General features: G+C 37.7%; 18 protein-coding genes. 12 read left to right on the top strand and 6 right to left on the bottom strand.

Annotated elements, in window-relative coordinates; all coding sequences use genetic code 11:
* Positions 1–205: 205 nt before the first annotated feature.
* Positions 206–1,780, top strand: a complete 1,575-nt coding sequence (locus HHO41_RS21005) for a YifB family Mg chelatase-like AAA ATPase (protein WP_169102353.1) — start codon at positions 206–208, stop codon at positions 1,778–1,780.
* A complete protein-coding gene (locus HHO41_RS21010; protein WP_169102355.1) occupies positions 1,770–2,546 on the top strand; it encodes a transposase in 777 nt (258 codons plus the stop codon). The genes HHO41_RS21005 and HHO41_RS21010 overlap by 11 nt, the downstream gene beginning before the upstream one ends.
* 93 nt (positions 2,547–2,639) lie before the next feature.
* Here HHO41_RS21010 and HHO41_RS21015 read toward each other — a convergent pair whose 3' ends face one another.
* The 3 genes from HHO41_RS21015 to HHO41_RS21025 form a co-directional block, all read right to left on the bottom strand.
* The gene (locus tag HHO41_RS21015; RefSeq protein ID WP_169102356.1) at positions 2,640–3,188 is read right to left on the bottom strand and encodes a competence protein ComK; all 549 of its coding nucleotides are present in this window, start codon (positions 3,186–3,188) and stop codon (positions 2,640–2,642) included.
* A gap of 234 nt (positions 3,189–3,422) precedes the next feature.
* Entirely contained in the window at positions 3,423–3,659 is a 237-nt protein-coding gene (locus tag HHO41_RS21020; protein ID WP_211171265.1) for a helix-turn-helix domain-containing protein, read from the bottom strand.
* Between the two features lie 274 nt (positions 3,660–3,933).
* On the bottom strand, positions 3,934–4,422 hold the full coding sequence (locus tag HHO41_RS21025; RefSeq protein WP_169102358.1) for a sigma-70 family RNA polymerase sigma factor: 489 nt from the start codon (positions 4,420–4,422) through the stop codon (positions 3,934–3,936).
* A 694-nt stretch (positions 4,423–5,116) separates the two neighbouring features.
* Between HHO41_RS21025 and srtB the strand changes: the two genes are divergently transcribed.
* The 3 genes from srtB to HHO41_RS21040 all read left to right on the top strand — a co-directional run bounded on the left by srtB (position 5,117) and on the right by HHO41_RS21040 (position 8,860).
* Positions 5,117–5,866, top strand: coding sequence for a class B sortase (gene srtB / locus HHO41_RS21030; RefSeq protein WP_282434296.1), 750 nt, complete (start codon positions 5,117–5,119; stop codon positions 5,864–5,866).
* A 34-nt stretch (positions 5,867–5,900) separates the two neighbouring features.
* Entirely contained in the window at positions 5,901–7,604 is a 1,704-nt protein-coding gene (locus tag HHO41_RS21035; RefSeq protein WP_169102362.1) for a carboxypeptidase regulatory-like domain-containing protein, read from the top strand.
* A 500-nt stretch (positions 7,605–8,104) separates the two neighbouring features.
* A complete protein-coding gene (locus HHO41_RS21040) occupies positions 8,105–8,860 on the top strand; it encodes a hypothetical protein (RefSeq protein ID WP_169102364.1) in 756 nt (251 codons plus the stop codon).
* A 292-nt stretch (positions 8,861–9,152) separates the two neighbouring features.
* Here the strand turns inward: HHO41_RS21040 and HHO41_RS21045 are convergent, their stop codons facing one another.
* Positions 9,153–10,316 (bottom strand): SEC-C metal-binding domain-containing protein, encoded by a 1,164-nt coding sequence (locus tag HHO41_RS21045; protein ID WP_169102366.1) that lies wholly within the window; start codon positions 10,314–10,316, stop codon positions 9,153–9,155.
* A gap of 265 nt (positions 10,317–10,581) precedes the next feature.
* Here HHO41_RS21045 and HHO41_RS21050 point away from each other — a divergent pair, with 265 nt between their 5' ends.
* The 6 genes from HHO41_RS21050 (at position 10,582) to HHO41_RS21075 (ending at position 15,646) form a co-directional block, all read left to right on the top strand.
* The gene (locus HHO41_RS21050; protein WP_169102368.1) at positions 10,582–10,845 is read left to right on the top strand and encodes a hypothetical protein; all 264 of its coding nucleotides are present in this window, start codon (positions 10,582–10,584) and stop codon (positions 10,843–10,845) included.
* 55 nt (positions 10,846–10,900) lie between these two features.
* Positions 10,901–11,473: a hypothetical protein gene (locus HHO41_RS21055; RefSeq protein WP_169102370.1), complete on the top strand. Its 573-nt coding sequence runs from the start codon at positions 10,901–10,903 to the stop codon at positions 11,471–11,473.
* A gap of 306 nt (positions 11,474–11,779) precedes the next feature.
* Positions 11,780–13,420, top strand: coding sequence for a T7SS effector LXG polymorphic toxin (locus tag HHO41_RS21060; RefSeq protein ID WP_169102372.1), 1,641 nt, complete (start codon positions 11,780–11,782; stop codon positions 13,418–13,420).
* A 15-nt stretch (positions 13,421–13,435) separates the two neighbouring features.
* Positions 13,436–13,762 (top strand): hypothetical protein, encoded by a 327-nt coding sequence (locus tag HHO41_RS21065; RefSeq protein WP_169102373.1) that lies wholly within the window; start codon positions 13,436–13,438, stop codon positions 13,760–13,762.
* 423 nt (positions 13,763–14,185) lie between these two features.
* Entirely contained in the window at positions 14,186–15,184 is a 999-nt protein-coding gene (locus HHO41_RS21070) for a DnaD domain protein (protein WP_481747108.1), read from the top strand.
* A 129-nt stretch (positions 15,185–15,313) separates the two neighbouring features.
* Positions 15,314–15,646 carry a hypothetical protein gene (locus tag HHO41_RS21075; protein ID WP_169102374.1) on the top strand — a complete coding sequence of 111 codons (333 nt, stop codon included), beginning with the start codon at positions 15,314–15,316 and terminating at the stop codon, positions 15,644–15,646.
* Between the two features lie 1,101 nt (positions 15,647–16,747).
* Here HHO41_RS21075 and HHO41_RS22835 read toward each other — a convergent pair.
* Together HHO41_RS22835 and HHO41_RS21085 are read right to left on the bottom strand one after the other, a co-directional pair.
* The gene (locus HHO41_RS22835; protein ID WP_169102375.1) at positions 16,748–16,948 is read right to left on the bottom strand and encodes a hypothetical protein; all 201 of its coding nucleotides are present in this window, start codon (positions 16,946–16,948) and stop codon (positions 16,748–16,750) included.
* A gap of 241 nt (positions 16,949–17,189) precedes the next feature.
* Positions 17,190–17,951: a hypothetical protein gene (locus HHO41_RS21085; protein WP_169102376.1), complete on the bottom strand. Its 762-nt coding sequence runs from the start codon at positions 17,949–17,951 to the stop codon at positions 17,190–17,192.
* Positions 17,952–18,729: 778 nt separating this feature from the next.
* On the opposite strand from HHO41_RS21085, the gene HHO41_RS21090 reads away from it, so the two are divergent.
* Positions 18,730–18,936, top strand: coding sequence for a hypothetical protein (locus HHO41_RS21090; RefSeq protein ID WP_169102377.1), 207 nt, complete (start codon positions 18,730–18,732; stop codon positions 18,934–18,936).
* Positions 18,937–19,064: the final 128 nt, after the last annotated feature.

Below are 19,064 nucleotides of genomic sequence, written 5' to 3' on the forward strand. Positions count from 1 at the left end.
AGTACTTATTGGTAAATGCCTTGTCACAAAGTGGTAAATTTCTTGTCACTAATTGGTACAAACAATGTCACTAGTGGTACATTTGGGTGGCTGTATTCACCTTCTTTCATGCAAAAACCAATTTTATCAATCATTTGTTTACTCTATATTAAAATAACATTTCTATTTTCCCATTCACTTTTATTAGCAAGGAGGCCACACAAAAATGACTGTAAAAATATCCAGTATCGGCTTAAAAGGGCTTGAGGGTTATTGTGTTCAAGTTCAGGTTCATGTTTCTGAAGGGAAGGAGTCGATGGTAATTGTCGGGTTGCCAGACACATCGGTGAAAGAATCGAAGGAAAGAGTCCTGTCGGCAGTGCATACATTAGGCTGCGATGTATCGGAGCAAAAGATAGTTGTCAATCTATCCCCATCAGAGCACAAGAAAAATGGTCCATTCTTTGACCTCGCTATGGCAATCGGCATCTTGAAAGAAAAGGGGGAGTTGAAAGCTAAAATCCCTGATGATTCAGTATTTATTGGAGCTCTTTCATTAGACGGAACAGTCGAGAAAGTCGATGGGATGCTACCTGCACTGATTGCCGCGAATACGCTTGGGTTCAAACGCGTGTACTTACCCTATGATCCACATATACCCATTCTAATGTTCGAAGGGCTAGAATGTATCGTCATTCAGCATATCCACGAAGTGATCCAGCATTTATCCGGGCAAAATCTATTACCCCTAATGGAAGCGCCACAACCACCTGAACACTTTTCCCATCATTTTGAATATGCCAAGGATTTCCGTGATATTATTGGTCATGAACATGCAAAACAGGCATTTGAAATTGCTGCAGCGGGAGAGCATAATGTGTTGATGAGTGGCCCTCCTGGCTGTGGGAAAAGCCTTTTTGCCGAAGCATTTCCATCGATATTGCCTCCATTGACAAAGGAAGCGCAGCTGGAGGTCATGAGCTTATATCAATTAGCAAAAGAAAGACTAGATTTTCCTCAGATTGCACCATTTCGCCACCCACACCATTCCTCATCATCGATTTCGATTATCGGTGGAGGGACAAACCCAAAGCCAGGTGAAATCTCACTCGCTCACCGAGGTGTGTTATTCCTCGATGAAATGGCCGAATTTCCAAAGAAAACGCTCGATATGTTAAGACAACCACTTGAATCTGGAATGGTCACAATCAGTAGAGCACAATCAACAGTGAGATATCCTTGCTCATTTTTGCTTATTGCGGCAATGAACCCCTGCCAATGTGGATATCATGATTCAAATACCCGCTATTGCACCTGCTCCACAAAACAAATTCAATCCTATAAAAATAGAGTTTCAGGACCGATTATTGATCGGTTTGATATCCTTTTATATTTAAAACCTGTGAATCTAAGTCAACCTTCGAAGGACGTAGTCGATTCTAATTTTATCCGAAAAAGGGTTGAGCAGGCACGTGATAGACAATTCAGGCGCTATCAACAGCAGTTGACCAACGCCAAAGTCCCTTTTGAAAAATTGACTGCACTTAGTCCATTGAAGGAACATCAATTAAATATGATCCGCCAAGTATCATCTAAGCAACAGTGGAGCAATCGTGTCCAAATCAAAATTATTCGCCTCGCCAGAACAATCTCTGATTTAGCGGGATTACAGGAGATTTCTGATGAATCGATTTGGCAGGCAATTCTATTGCGGCGTGAAAATCAATCCAATGCCCAGATGGTAGGTGAGAAAATGATGAATGAGAAAATAATAAAGGGTGTGGAACGAAATGCCCCGTGAGGCTAGGTCCAAAAGCAAATCAGGAGTTTACCATCTGATATGGCGAGGGGCGAACCGACAGGAAATCTTTCATGAAGATGTGGACTGGATTGTATTTCTTGATTTGTTATTAAAATATAAACAGAAGTGTCAGTTGATTGTGTATGCCTGGTGCCTAATGAGCAACCATGTCCATTTATTAATGAAAGAGGGAACTGAATCGATTTCGGATAGTATGAAACGGGTTGGTGTTTGCTACGCCCAATATTACAATTGGAAGTACCGGACAACCGGTCATTTGTTTCAAGATCGTTTTAAGAGCGAAAGTGTCGAAGATAGAAATTACCTTATAACTGTTATCAGATACATCCATCAAAATCCTGTTAAAGCGTGGATGGTGGCCAGCTGTGAAGATTGGCGCTGGAGCAGCTGCCGCGGCTATTATGGTAAAGCAGTCTATCCGAAGCAGCTGTTAGATTCTGCACCAGTATTAAGGCTGTTTTCCCCTGACATAGAAATTGCAAGGGGAAAGTTTAAAGAATTCAATGAACGAAAAAATCACGACAAATGTCTGGAAAACGAAGCGCCTCAGAAACGGCTAACTGATGAAGAAGCGAGGCGAGAAATCAAAAAAGTGCTTGGTGCAATCGAGATACCTCAGGTAAAAAGTCTACCAAAGCAGCAGCGAAAAGAACTGTTGCGAAAAATAAAAAAGATAGAAGGGCTGTCATTACGCCAAGCAGCAAGGATATTGGGGATATCGGTTAGTCTTGTCTTTAAAGCATAGAGCAAGCATAGTGCCAGGTACCACCCGAAATTTGTCGAAAAGAATTCTTCTCATGTTTCACATTTTGAGACATGAGAAGGACTCTTTTTAGTTTTATTTTTTCTTGTTATAGGACTTTCTTTTTGAAATGTTGTGGAGAATGCGTTTTTTATTAGGATCAAGAATGAATGATTTTGGATTCTTACCTATTTCAACAGTCAGTTTTCTTAGTTGTTCTGCGGCTTGGAGTTTATGATTGAAGGAAGACAGTTTTCGCTTGATGTCGAGAATATATCCATTGCTGAACTCGATTCTAGTTTTGCCATGATGTGAGGTTGTGCGGATGATATGTGCAGGATTAAATAATATAGCTTCAACGCTTGTGATTGATGGATCTGGAAATACACAAATGCCAAGTATGGGATTCACCATTACCGGACACAGATTGATTTCACCGAGGAGCCATTTAGCAGTTGCCTTTGCCCCGCGATAATCATATCCGATAAATTTAATACTATCTTTGAGGATCTCTAATGGGGAACGATCAACAAGAAAAGTTTTGTCGTCTTGATGAACCTTGGAAATCAACTTCCCATTTTCGTCAAGCACACCTTCAATATACATCATATGCTGGTTGATAATATAGAACTTTTCTAATAGCAAATACTTCATCTCCTTTTTAATTATTGAATGATATGAATCTATGTAGGCTCATTAGGTGTATTTTCTAGGGGGCATTTATGGTTTCACCTCCCTTACATATTTAAACGTTAAATTTTAATTTATATAAAAAATTTTTATTTAAGCGCTTACAAATTTTCGTATGCCTAAGTGGATGATGTGATCGGGATTGTGTAGTGTCTGTAGTATAAAAAGGTAGATAACTGGGACTATCCTTTAATCCCAGTTTTTGTCTTTCTCGACTTCCTTTACAAATTCAGAAGGTGTCATTCCTAGCGCCTTAGAAAGATGAAATATTGTGGTGAGGGATGGCTGTCTTTTATTTGCTTCAAGATAACCAATATATCTTTCAGCAATTTGACTGTTAAATGCTAGTTCTTCTTGGGTGATGCCTTTCTCTGCTCTAAGTCTTTTCAATACTTTGCCTATGTAAATGGTCTTTTTGGGTTCCAAAATAATTCTCCTTTTAGACCATTACATAATGACTGGGAATTATCTACCATGAACTATAGTGCCGATTCGGATGATAGACAAATATTTGAAAATATATATTCGAAGAATTTTAAAGAAATTGCCAAATTTGGGGGAATTGGCTAACTGGGTTAATGAAAACTTCGGTTATTAATCAAACGTTTGATGGGGACGTGGGGACAGGTTCACTGTCCCAACGATAGAAATATCCTTATACTATTTTTACTGGGACGAGGGCCTGTCCCTGTGGCCCCCTTTATGTAGTCGTAACCAACTGTTTTCGAATCTTTTCTCGCACATTCTTTCTCCATTTTTTCACCAATGAAATTGATACTTTTTCTTTCTCAGCTATTTCTTTTGTTTTTAGGCAGTCGATGCAGGTGTATTGCAGCCATTTGCGTTCTGGCTCGGATAATACTTTGCATAGATAGGCGATATCAGAATGGGAAATTTCTCGTTCCTGTTCTAGTGAGATAACAGTGTCCCAAAATAGGTCTGTTGGGAAGTAAAATCTTTCCTCCCGCTTATTCTGATTTGTCATTTCTGATAAAAATCTCCCTTTAATATGAGTGTACGCATAATTAAGAAAGCTACCTTTTTCCTCGTTGAAGTGTTTAGATGCTTCCCACAAGCCGATGAGTCCGAGCTGAAAGTATTCTTCTTGATTTTTATAAATGTGCAAGGAACTCATAATTTTATTAATCATAGGTTTGTAGGTTTCTGCCAGTTCTTCAAAACTCTCCATCGATAAATCCCTTCAGGAAAGCGCGCTACCAATGTATTCCCGGGTAACTTAACGATAGCGTTTAATCAAAAATCTGGCGAAAATCACTTTTTTCATTTTTAAGCGGAAATACGACGTTTCATGCGAAATTGATAGCCAAAATGAAACGAAAAGCCTACTTTTGCTAACCAAAACGCAAAAAACCACAAAAATTAGGTATTTATTGAAATACTGGGACGGTTCCAGTGTTTTCCTAATTAATTCCATCCCGAGTAACACTACGAATAGTCTAGAATTAATGTTCCTCAGCAAAAGGAGATTTTTGGCGAGAGCAGCTTAAGAATTATGGAATGGAGCGCCGTAATGAAATCAAATTTATGGTGCGAAAATCTGTTCAGCATTTTGGGGAAAGCGTCCGAGAGGATATTGAAAACCGCATTCTTGTTTACCATGGAGCGGATATCAAGAATCTTGTAGAGTACACAAAAAATGGATTTTTTTAGGAGAACGAGATAATGAGGTGACCCTTGTTTCCTTTTGGAGAAGATTACAATATTTTGGTGTAATTTTACATAAAAATGTAAATTATTGTTGAATAAAAGGTAAATAGTGGTATATTAGGTAATTGATGTAATGTTGTGCGTTCGTTATTCTGCTTGAACCTTTGTAGTGTGTTAGACAAATAGTAATTTGTTTACTATTTTGAATTACCACTATGGTAAAGGGAGGTGACTCGTCGATTAAAAAAGGTTTTTTATTGCTGCTTATACTATTGGGTTTAAGTGGGGTTGGTTATTCCGTGGTTTCCATATTTAATGGGATGAGCGGATATTATGAATCTAACAAAAAATACGATGCCATCCGAGAGATTTACTATCAGCAAAAAGGTCCTGCCCGACAAACTAACAACCTAAACAAAGAATTAATCGCATTGAATGATGAATATGTAGGTTGGATATCGATTGATGACACTAGAATTGATTATCCGGTTGTAAAAACAGTTAATAATGATTTTTATCTAACTCATAATTTTTATAAGGAAAAAGATAAAACGGGTTCGATTTTTATAGATTATCGGAATTCTGTTGATCAATTAGATAAAAATACGATTCTGTATGGTCACAATATGAAGGACAATAGTATGTTTGGTAGTTTAAGTAAGTTCAAAGACCAATCATTCTTTGAAAATCACAAAAACATAAGCTTTGAGTTGTTTAACGATACATATACATGGGAAATTTTCTCGGTTTATACAGATAAAGATACAGATTGGCTGAAAACTAGCTTTACGACAGCGGAAGAGTTTACTAAGTATATACAAATTGTGAGAGCTAGATCCCTCATCAAAGTTCCTGCAGAAGTGGTTTATGAAGATACTCTTTTAACGTTATCTACATGTACAAATGTCGATGAGGACGAACGCATCATTATTCATGCAAAGTTAATAGAAAAGGATGGGGAATAAGAAAATGAAGAAGTTTAATAGAATGTTATTTTTATTGACTTTTATATTTGGATTTTTCCTTCAGCAGAATTATGTTGCCCACGCTGAAGAGCCTACAGCATTAAAAGTTAAAGTAACGACTGATAAACAAGAATACACTGAAACAGATGAAATTAAGTATAAACTAGCTATTTCCAATACATCAGAAGATTCTGTAGTTGATGTTGTCGTTAAAAGTACTCTACCTGAGGGATTAGAACTCGTAACTCAAAATTTAAATGTTGAAAATAATACAATTACATGGAATCTAGATGAAATTGCCCCTTCAAGTGAGACAAATCTAGAGTTTACCGCAAAAGTAAAAAGTGCTGATGCGGGTGTGGTAACACCACCGGTTAATACAGAAGTTAAAGGTGATGCTACACCAGGTGCTAGCATAGTTAAACAAGAGGTAAAAGCAGGAAGCAATGCAGCTCCTCAAACAGGTGATGATACAAGCTTCATTGGTTACTTCTTATTGCTGCTTGTGTCAATGGTTGTTCTTGTCGTTGCGATTAGAGCCATTCGCCAAAAGCGTGTACCAAAAGAAATAAGCTATATACTTATTCTAGGGCTGCTACTTTCTTCTTTTTCAGCGATTGCAAATGCAGAGAATCGTATGGTCGCAACGGCTGAAAATAGCCACGAATTAACAATTAATGATAAAACATATGTTTTAAATACTACTGTAGAAGGCTTTATTGAAAGCGAACGTGGAATGCTTGTCGGATATGTTGTTGATGCTGTAAGTAACGCACCGCTTAATGATGCCTCTGTGAAGATTTATAATGAGTCAGTTCTAGTAAAAGAGAGTGTTACCAAAGAGGATGGCTCTTATAAGGTTCGTTTAGAGCCAGGTTCTTATCATGTTGTCGTATCTCATCCGAACTATATCACGGATTCATCAAATGTAACAATCAACGAAGCTAATACAACAACTTTTGATGCAAAGTTACAATTGATTGGTAATGAATACATTGGAATTGGTACGGCGACAGGTAAAGTTGTTAATGCAGTAACAGGCGATCCTGTAGACGGACTTAACATTGATATTCGCAAAGGTAAAAACAATTTGTCTGGTGAAATTGTTGAGACTGTAGAGACAAATGAACAAGGCGATTATAGCGTTGAGCTGCCAGGTGGCAACTACACCATGGAAGTAAGCGGTAGAGGATATATTACAACATCTGCAAATATTATTTCTCTAGGTGGTCAGACAAAAGGTGACCAGAATGTATCAATTTCTCCAGACGGTTTATTAGATGAGGAAATCCGAGTGGTCTTAACCTGGGGTGAAGATCCTAGAGATTTAGACTCCCATTTCGCAGGACCTAAAGCCGATGGTGGCTACTTCCACGTATATTACATTGATCAGGATTATTCTGATCCGGAAAATGAAGTGAACCTTGATATAGATGATACGAATTCATTTGGTCCTGAAACAGTTACAGTCATCGACCGTATACAAGAAGGAACGTATACTTATGCTGTTCACAACTTTACAAATAGCCTTGATAAGGACTTGTCACTATCAAACTCTGAAGCGACAGTACGCGTATATAAAGGTGATTCTATAGTTAAAACATTCAATGTACCAATGGGTCAAGCAGGGAATATTTGGCGCGTATTTGAAATCTGCAACGGAGAAATCGTTCCAATCAACCGTATAGACTCTATCGACGACTGGACAAACCAAGAAAACTTCCTACCTGAAGAGTAGGGGTGCCAGTCACCGCCCGAATTTTGTCGAATGATTCTGGGGTGGCTCCACTAGTGTTATCATCTGCAGGGGGAATACTGGGGCGGACAGTTCCAGTGTCTATCTAAATACTTCCATTTTGTGAAACGCTGTGGGTGTAGTTTAGAATTAATGACCCTCATAAAAAAAGGCCGGGGCTAAGAGTTATAACTCTTAGCCCCGGCCTTTTTTAGTGGCTTTTTAATTGATAAACATATGCAAGTTGAGCGAGAGGGACATGGGTATTATAGAAACACTGTGGAAATAGTCTAAATGTCATATACTGTCGTAAGCGTAGTGCTAGGTACGCCCCGAGATTTGTCGAAAAGAATTCTTCTCATGTCTCACATTTTGGGACATGAGAAGAAGGTCTAATGAGATAATTAATGTCAGAGAAAATATTGTAAATGTGCTAGGAGGTGATTTCTATAATTAAAATTGCCTATGATATTTCTAAAGAGGTTAGTATTAAGGTTAATGAAGTGCTAGAGGAAATAATTTCATTCTTTATTGAACTAGGTGAAAGTAGTGGTGATTTTGACCACCAATTAGAATACATTTTTCCTTCGTTTATGGTTAGAAATGAGATTGATAAATGCAAGAAAACAGTATTTGAATTACAGGAGTATGCGACAGACAGCTTTCAACATATCCTAACACCACTTCAAGAATATGCACTCCATTTGTTAATCGAGTGGTATATAACTGGAATTGACGAGGAATATAATACAATAACTGACGTCTCTAATTTTACTCCTAAATCTGAAAATGATGAATATATCATTGAACACATAGATAATCTCGAATCATTTCAGTCCTTTTTATTTGACGACTGGGATTTTTTAAATGTTGATTCGTACGTTAATATGTTTTTTAAATCTCCCCAGCTACTAGAAATGTTTAATATCAATCTTGATGAATATATAGAATTAATGCCATATGATATCAGAGATAGGTATCTTCAAAAGCGTAGAAATAACCAATTACCTAATGAGGTTAGTGAAAATATAGAGGAGTTAATTATTAGATTGATATATTCTGCTATTAAGCAAAAGGAACTGGATCCTAGAAGATTGTTAGAGACAAAAGAAATGCAGTTAAGTGATGATATCGCTCATATTTTGCAAACATCATTAGCAGATAAAGGAGTAATTGTCGCTAGAGCGCGGAAACGCTGGGACGGTTCCGGTGTTTTCCTAATTAATTCCATTTTGAGTAACACTACGAGTATAGTCTAGAATTAATGTTCCTCAGTAAAAAAGGTCAGGGCCAAGAGTTTTAACTCTATGTCCTGACCTTTTTTAGTGGCGTTTTTAATTGATAAACATATGCAAGTTTAACTGGTATGGAAAATACTAGGGAAACGGAGGAACCGTCCCCATGTTCTTTATTAATATAAGCTGATTTCATAGAATTAAAATGCCGTTTTGTTTTGTTGTTCTCTAATCTTTTGAATTTTAGCCGAAGAACAGAAAAGAGTGAAGACCTCTTCGCAATACTCGCGGAAAGGCCTTCTTTTTCTTAAGTGAATCACTTCATACAGCATTTTTTATATTTCTTACCGCTACCGCACGGGCATAGATCGTTTCTGCCAATCTTTTCTGTATGGAATTTGGAAGCAAACATATCTACTTGTTGTTTTCGTTCGTTTATACGGCGTTCTTCTTCATCTAAATACTCTTTCATTTTCGGTAAATCTGGATGGTTTATTTCGTTGAGAACCAAGTTAACATAGAGGGGTTCGACCAAGTCTAGCATTCCTGAATCAAATCCATCTTCTATTAGTTTTTCTACAAGAGGAATGGCTTCAACGGATAGATGCTGACAAAGAGCATCTGCAATTAGTGTTTTCATTGATATATCGCCAGTTTGATTGAACAAGCGTAATAAAGCTTGTTGTGCGGATTTCGTTTTTATTTTTGCTAAAATATCAATGCTATAATAGTAGGTAGACCTGTTCAGAGCAACCAGTTCAACCTGGTTAATGACGTCGTCTGTCCCTATTTTAATAAGAGCCTTTGTTACTTCATCGAGAACGATATCTCCTTCGTCTTTGTCCAATATTTTTATTAAGTCAGGAATAACGGACTCTGTTCGAACTTCTCCTGCCATGAAGACGTTATAGATTCCTTCAATTGGCATGTATTCATGTTCATCTAAATTATTCCGAATCCCATTCTTAACCTCCCAATCAGGAATCTCCCCTCGGAGGATTAGCTCCTTTACGATTCTTTTTCCCAGATCAAAGAGTTGATGATTAAAACTATTTTCTAGTTCATTTATTATGTCGCCGAGCTCCATAAATAACCCTTCATCATCCAGTTTCTTGATTTCCTTAAGGTTATCTAGATATTGTTTATTGACAAACGTTTCTATTTGCTCCTGAAATGTTAGAAGGAGATCCGTACTGGCCTTGCTCATGAGTTGAAGGTACCAAATCTTGTTTTCATCGTCATTATTTAATCTGTTTATTAACTCTCTCAAGCCATTCTCATTAATAGGAATAAAACCAATATGCGGAAGTATGGAGGAAGGGAAGTTTGTCTTGTTCCCGGAATCAAATGCCTCCAATGCTGTAAAAAGTGTATCAGGTGTGACAAGATAACTATCCTTTAATATTCTCACAGCATAATGTTGTACAAAATGGTCCTTACTTAATAAAGCGGATTCGATTCTATTTAAAAAATTCACCATGGTTTCGTTGCCCTCTCTGTTTCTTGTGTTTTCTTTAGTATAGCAGAATTGAAACATCGGGAAGAGCAGGCAGGGACATGGGGACAGGTTATGTCTCACCGATAAAAGACGAGGGGCCTGTCTCTGGGGACCTCTCGAACAATACCTTATAGTATTACTTTTCCTCATAATCTTCCATACTTTTACAATATATGCTAATAATAATGAATGAATTATATTTTATAGTTTTTGACTTTATTATTTCTATAGACGGGGGCATGGTGTTTTGAAGACAAAGAAGAAAAAGGGAATAGAAGATTTTAAGCTTGCAAAAGGAATATTTATTTTTTCGCATTTGTTTGGTTGTGGTGTTGGTGTGTATCTGATATTTTCCTGCATTATGGGAATAATCGATAGTTTTGCAGACAACCAAATGGGCTGGGCAATTGTGTTTCTTATTGGAGCAGTGTTTATCTTGTATCTAGTTATTGATACAGGCAAAAAGGCGCTCCAAGCGTTTAAGGCAAAAAATGTATCTGAACTCCCATAACATTTTCAGCCAGACTGACAGGGCAATTTTTTTCAGAGGATTAAGAGGTGTTTAGTTGTTGAAAAAGTTAATAATAAATTTGTGTGTTGCTGTTTTTTTGATTGGCCTAACGGGCTGTGAAACGGCTTCAATTATAGATATCATTCATCCAGTAACGGAAGATAAGGAATTATCCAAAAGTAATTTTTCCGATCCTGAGTTAAAGCCGTATCTAATTGAGGGAGTTTTATTTAACCCTTATATGAGGCAAGGTGATACTACGGAAATTGGAGAGGATTACTATTATCATTATTATTTACGTTTAGCTGTTTATAAGCATCCGAAAAATACAAGTGCAGTTACTGTTAATAGTGTGAAAATAGTTGGTGGAAACGATGTTACCTTCAAAGATGTATATCAAGATATATCTACACCTTTAGAATTCACAATTGATGAAAAACACGAATCTATTCAGGTGAGTGATGGCACTCTCATTGAAGAGATTAATGACTATAACATGAACCTAACAGATAACAGTAAGCTTAAATTAACCTTGAATGTAAGCGTAGAATCTAACGGAAAAACAATGACGCGTGATCTAACCTATGTATTCGAAACAAGAACCCGAACCTTCAACGTAATGAGATAAGGTGCCAGGTACCACCCGAATTTTGTCGAAGTGTCGGAGCAAAAGATTGTTGTCAAACTATCACCATCAGAGCACAAGAAACCAGTTATTTGGATTGAAGAAAGCAACCTTGCTTTGAGGGATAAGGTGACCACCGTTCTTTAGAAACACTGTGGAAATAGTCTAAATGTCATATACTGTCGTAAATGACGTTACCTTATAATGAAATAATGGGATATTTTACAAGTTGTGAGAGATCATTTGCTGAATCTATACCCAACAAGATGATGCCCAAACGTTATTTTAATTAAAAAGGAAATGTGAGTAATGTCAGATCTAAAAGTTTTTGAATCTCAAACCTTGAGTTTGGCCATGAAGCAACGTGCCGACGAGTATAGAACATTTAAAGACCAGTTGGAACAATTAAAGCAGGCTTTTGTGGAAATTGTTCAGTTGGATGATTTTAAGGGAAAAACCGCTACAGCGATAAAAGGATTTTATCAAGCTCAAATCGATGTTGTCGAAGCCTGGGAGCTGTTTTTGGCGGAGCATATTCGATTTTTGGATGATATTGACCGAAGGCTTGATGTGCTGGGCCTGTCTGGAGAGAAATTGGTTCATGCTCCATTTTTACAAGATACTCTTGCGAACAAAGCCCGAAACATGGACGAAATCGTGTCTGACAAGGAAGCTGAGTTAAAAAGGATTTTCCTCCAGATTGATGATATTCTTCCTTTAGAGGTTTTTTCGAGGGAAAACTTTGACCAGCAAATTCATCAGGCTGAAAAAGGGCGCAAAGAGACCATTGAAATCGTATATGAATTGGATCGCCAGCTCGTAAAAGAATATCAATTGACCGAAATTCAGGAAAATTATACCGTGGGACTCTTGAAGGATCTGCTGGAAGCGTCCCGAAAGAATGGTGTCGTTTCAGCTGTCCATTTTGATTCAGAAGCCTATCATAACAGCGAAACTTATCAGTTAAAGGATGAAATGGCGAAACGGGTAAAAGAATATCTTGATTTTAAGAATAGACAAGATTTAGCTTGGTATGGCGCCATCGAAGCGGAAGAATCGCTGAATCGGCCCTGGTATGAGAAAGTGTGGTCCGGTGTTCTCATTGGTTCTGGCAATGCAGTTGAAAGTGCAGTAGAAGGATTAAAGGGAATGGCTAATTTTGGGGAAAGATTAGATAACTTGGCCCACCCTGCGCTTTATAACAGTGAAAAACTTTTAAAATATGCAAATGATGTTGGGTATTTTCTGAATGCTGCTGTTTCTGTAAAAGATAATTGGCGCTCCGTCTTGAATATGCCAAAATATATTTGGAATGCGGTTACAGCCGCATGGGATCGTGATTTTGTTCATGGGGATGTCGAAAGCAGGACAGCTTTTATTACCAGTGGACTTACCTCTATCGGACTCTCGATTTTAGGTGATAATGGATCATCAAAGATTGGTAATCTTGCTAAAATGGGTAATATGGCGGCGAAGTCTGCCGTACATATTCCAAAGATTCATAATAGTCCTGAATTGGCACTCGCTGGAGTTCCAACTGTTTCAAAACCTGTACCTTATAATGTTCTGGATGACAATGGACTTTTAACGCAGATTAAAACGAATGTCGATGAGATTTATGGAAATGGTAAGGGAACGGGTAAGAGTGCTAAGGATTTTGAAAAATCGTTAGTCAAGTTGCCACCGGCCGAGCGAGTTGCAGCTGTAAGAACAAAAGTACAGGAAGTTGCTAAAAATAATGGTTTAATAAAGGATTCAAAATTGAGTAAGATTAATGGTAGAGATGTATATAAAGACCCTAAAACAGGTGATTTATATTCGGTAGATACACAGCATGGTCGATTTGAAAAAACAAATAGCAAAGGAAAGCATCAAGGGGAGGTTGATTTTGATTTTAAGCCAACTAAACCTGCCGATGTATCTGGCGGTCATAATTTAAAAATTAAATAGAAAGGATGTAACAGGATGCTTAAGAGTGATTGGATATCTGTTAAGGAAATCGCAGACGATACTCGAATTTGGAGTGGGACCATAGTTAGGATTTTTAGAGGGGCATTAAATGAGGATAACTGTGAAGATAGTTACTATGATTATATAGTGTCTTTTATATATGATAATACTGACTATTTACAGTTAACCTGTCTATCACAAGGAGAGGGTGGAAATATTGTTTGTGTATTACAAACAGAACCCAATTCTAATTATTCATTAGGGAGGGAATTGAAAAGAATGATGGATGATGGCAAAGACTCTGTGTTTGTAAATTTTTCCCCTAAGTGTACCGTGAAATAAACATCTACTAGGAGTCCTTGGGGGCGAAGGGACATAGGGACAGTTCATTCACTGTTCTACTATTTTTTGGAATCACCGGAAACGCTGGGGCGGTTCCGGTGTTTTCCTAATTAATTCCATTTTGAGTAACACTACGAGTATAGTCTAGAATTAATGTTCCTCAGAAAAAAGGCCAGAGCCAAGAGTTTTAACTCTATGTCCTGACCTTTTTTAGTGGATTTTTAATTGATAAACATATGCAAGTTGAACAGGTATGGAAAAAACTGGGGGAACGGTGGAACCGTCCCCATGTTCTTGACGGAACCGCGAAGGTGTAATGTGTCACCAATCATTCATATTTTTCCAAAAAAAGCATGTCCCTTTTCATCATTTAAACCTATATAGGGGGTGAAGAAATATATTTGATGAAGGGTAGTGGTAATGATGGCAATGTTTAGAATGGTGCGGACTGATTTTTGGCTTAATCCAATGATTTCAGAGGAGATGAGTCCGGAGGATAAGTACTTTTACTTGTATTTACTGACGAACCACAACACCACTCAAATTGGGATTTATAAAATTACGAAGAGGCAAATGGCGTATGATATGGGTTATTCCATTGAGAGTATCCAAGCGCTAATGGAGCGATTTATCCAGCATCACAAACTGATTCGTTACAATCCGGAGACGAGAGAGATTGCCCTAAAAGACTGGGCGAAGCATAACTTCCGAAAAGGCGGAAAACCGGTCATGGATTGTATTTATTCGGAGTTGAAAGAGGTTGAGGATCTTTCTCTTATTCAATATTTATCGAACTATATTGATAAGCAGGAATTTCGCAGCTTGTATGAATCTTTTGGTAGAGCGGCGGAAGATCTTTCTATCTGTGAAAATCAAGATAATACCGAGGATGATTCTTATTTTTACAAAAATAACGATACGTTAGCGGCCCGTCAGACGATACGTGTACAAAAAGAAGAAGAAGAAAAAGAAAAACAACAAGAAAAAGAAAAACAACAAGAAAAAGAGACGGTGCTTGGGCCTGATTTAAAAATCAATTCGGATGTTGAGTTTCACTTTCCAGAACATAATCAAACCACTGATGTTCAGGAAATCATTGCGTTTTGGGATGATAATGGTTTTGGCTTAACGAACATCCATGGAAAACAGCAGCTGTTAGCTTGGTTGGACGATTCTAGTTTTTTGCAGCCAAAAGATGTGATTGTAAAAGCGATGACGATTGCTTGTGTCAATAATAAGCGAACGCTGAGCTACGTGGTTGGGATTTTGAAGAACTGGGAAAACAACTCGTTGCTGAGCGTAAAAGAGATTGATTTTTACCAACAGAACCAAAAGACTGCCCTAAAATCTAACACGATTCCTCCCGACAGAGTGATTCCGAGTGAATTTGAGCTCGATTTAACGGCCGGTGAAGAAGAATGAGCGTGGTCGAGAAAGCATTCTTGGGCTGCTAGATGAAGGCAGCCTATCTGCTCAAGGATACCGAAATTCAATCGGAGCAGCTTGAAGAAACGCGCCATCAGGTCATCATGCGAGCGATGGTGGCCTGTTGTGAAGACTGGCGCTGGAGCAGTCTATCCAAAGCAGTTGTTAGATTCTGCCCCGGTTTTAAGGATGTTTTCCCCTGACATAGAAATCGCAAGGGGAAAATTTAAAGAATTTAATGAACGAAAAAATCAAGACAAATGTCTAGAAGCCGAAGCGCCTCAGAAACGTTTAATAGATGAAGAGGCAAGACGAGAAATCAAAAAGGTGCTTGTTGCGACGATCGAAATCCCACAGGTAAAATGCATGCCAAAACTGCAAAGAAAAGAATTACTGCGAAAAATAAAAAAGATAGACGGGTTGTCAGTGCGGCAAGCAGCAAGGATATTGGGGATATAGGTTAGTCACGTCTTTAAAGTTTAGAGAAAGCGTAGTGCTAGGCACCGCCCAAAGTTTGTCGAATGGTTTTTAGTGGTAGGGCACGCGAGAGAATGATTAAGGGATAATCTAAATAAAAAGAGATGTGTTTAGATTAATGTTCCTTACAATGAAGCTTTCTCTTCTGCGGGTTATAAAAGTTAGTACCATTTCATGTGGTTCCCCTCTAATTTGTTTCTTAACGCTTATAACACAAGAAGACTAGCGCAAAGGTACCTCTTGGAAGATTGTCAGCGCCAAGCCCAGTGACAGATCGGCAAGTTCCGGATTAATGAAACTCCACGCAACTCATATTTATAAATCATCGTAGAACTGTCATGAATTTCCACTAGATTTCCAGCTGGCCAGAGGGATCTGGTTCAAATGGCATTCCTTTACCCAGTAAGAGGTCCTATGAAACAAAATTAGGGATGAAAATGGGAAAACGTATCATAGATAGGTTCTATGAAACAAAACCGGGGATAAAAATCAAGAAAGTGTGTCATAGATAGGTTCTATGAAACAAAACCGGGGATAAAAATCAAGAAAATGTGTCATAGGGAGGTTCTATGAAACAAAACCGGGGATAAAAATCAAGAAAGTGTGTCATAGAAAGGTTCTATGAAACAAAACCGGGGATAAAAATCAAGAAAGTGTGTCATAGGGAGGTTCTATGAAACAAAACTGGGGGTGAAAAACAAGAAAGTGTGTCATAGGGAGGTTCTATGAAACAAAGCTGGGGATGGAAAATGAGAAAGTGTGTCATAGGGAGGTTCTATGAAACAAAACCGGGTCAGAAAAGCAGTTAAATGTTTCATAGAAAACTCATGAGTTCAAATCCCAATGGAATAATAGCCAAAATGAACTTTTAAAGTTCTCATAAGTTCAAAGCACGCTAGGAATAGACGACTCCCGTAATGTATAACTGCGCCAGCAGTTATACATTACGGGAGTCGTCCGACCAAAAGTATTTGGTGATTTATTAGAATTTCTGCTGAGTGGAAGCATTTTTACTGGAGTTTTTAGATAGAGGTCGGGGAGTTATCCACTAAACCACGTCTACCTGGTCTATTAATACAGTTCTTACTTTCCGGTATAGGCTTTTACATACGCATGGCTTTTAATGAAGTATAAAACATTATATAAGCATTTATATTGTGTGTCGGGTTCACGCTTGCGTGCTTCTTTATCATTTCCGTCAATTTTTACATGTAGATGGAAGGGGTCGAACTGTTTTACAGATGCTGGAGCTTCCTCTGGATGATAATGAGCATGAAATTTCATTAATATACCCGAACTATCTTCCCAATCGTAATGGTATTCTATAATCTCACCAGAAGCATTATCGATATATTCAACGCAATAAAGAGGGGGTATTTCTAGGTGCAGTTTAAATTTAATTCTTTTCGCTTGAACTGATACATTGGGCCCGTGATGTATGAGTGCTCTTTTGCTGGGGATAGGAGTGACTTCGTCAATAATGTCTTTGTAGTCCAATGTTTCAAGTTTACGAAAATTTGATCTCTTAATCCCGAGAGTCTTCACTGCGAATCCTTTGTAAGAAGAAAGACCACATAGCAGCATCTGCTTCCTCTTGTGCTGAAAGTTGATCCCAGTCTCTATCCCCAAAAACAGCCTGGAAATCTTCGCCGTTATATTTCTCTTTAAAGTGTTTTAAATATAACCGAATTTGCTCCTTCTCAGAAACAGTGTTAACCTTTCGGGAATTTTCCCATTCTGCTATGTCATATTCGTAAGCTTCAACCACTTCTTTAACTTGGTAACGGGTACCGGATGGCGCATCGTACCAGGTTTCAGGGTGAATCTTTACCTTTTCATGTGAGTTTTTACGAACTATTTTTTCCATCGTACCATCTGGTAATTCAATTAAGAATCTCCCCTCATGGATCCAATTATTAATCGATGTAGTGCTTACACCGAAATATGTTGCTAACTGACCAGTGGTATAGCCTTTCACAAGTTCTTGTTTTGGTATCTTATACTTGTACATTTTGTTTTTTCGAGGAGTTGACGCAACTTTTACCATGCTGAGCAACAATTCTTCTAATGTGCTTTTTGCAGTGTCAATGTTGTCCAATAATGAAGCTTCAGATAATTTGTCACTAGATTTATATTCATCTTGTACTAAGTTATAAATAGCTTTGATAAAAATAAGTCTAAATTGCTTGTCAGCAAAACTATCTGAGGCCCATTCTTCCAGATTCATTTTATTTAACTTTTGAATTTTATCTTCAAAAATTCGTTGTTCAATTTCTGTAATAGCCATTTTCAATTCACCTCACACCCCCAATATACCAAAAACTACAAGTAACTACAAGTAACTAAAACTAACTCTCGTACTACAAGTATTATTTTTTGTTTTGGATTTTATACTATTTTGTATTCGACAAATAGTGCATATGCATAATACGGAAACAGGGGGAAGGTTCTGTACTGCACCCCAAAAGGTTAGATTTTACTCTAACATTTGGGATGCAGTACCATTCGAACAGTTTATTTTGGGTGGGACATGGGGACAGGTTTACTGTCCCAACGATAGGTGGGACATGGGGACAGGTTTACTGTCCCAACGATAGAAATATCCTTATACTATTTTTACTGGGACGAGGGACCTGTCCCTGTGGACCATGATTATGATTGCAAATAGTTTATTCACTATTGTGCTTGTAGAAAGTAATATTATAATAATAGGTGGTAATACACCTAGAATAATTAAAATTCTCCCTAGGTAAAACAACTAGTCATCTCCAGTCTTTCTTAATATGTTTGTTATGTATTCTAATATATTTGTCGTGACTAGAGAAAACACGCCTAATACGAGTATAAAAGTAAAACAAATTATTTTCCCTTTTAGGTCAAAAGGGAATAACAGACTTACAAAAGCCATTACCAAAAAGGTAATAAATTTCATTTTCTTGGCTGTTTTAAACAACTTATTCTTCCTCTCCATGTTATTTAAATTTAGCAAAAACACCACCGCCAACTTTCCTCCCACCTATATATGCACCAGTTTCTTGACCTGCGTGTAAAAGGAGTATGTATCCATGTTTAAACAAGGTCGTTTTTTGATGTACATTTTTGCTACTATATTATTAATATCTTCCTTCTTCTTTCCTCAGCCTGTGGAAAAAAGAATCTTAACTGCTATTGCTGCATTAATTATTGGTGGAATAGGAATTGGAATATCTTATCTATTAGAAATATTAAGTAACAGATCAAAGGACATATTTAAAAAGAATAGAGAATCATAATGGAGCTTTTCCTGGGACATGGGGACAGGTGTTTATTGCAAAATAAAAGTACAGAGGTTTGCGAGGAATTTGTGCAGAACTTAACTGCATAAAAAAAGGCTTGCCAGCCCCTAAAATATCTCCTACTG

The organism is Bacillus sp. DNRA2 (assembly GCF_012843265.1).
Lineage (GTDB): Bacteria > Bacillota > Bacilli > Bacillales > Cytobacillaceae > Bacillus_BU.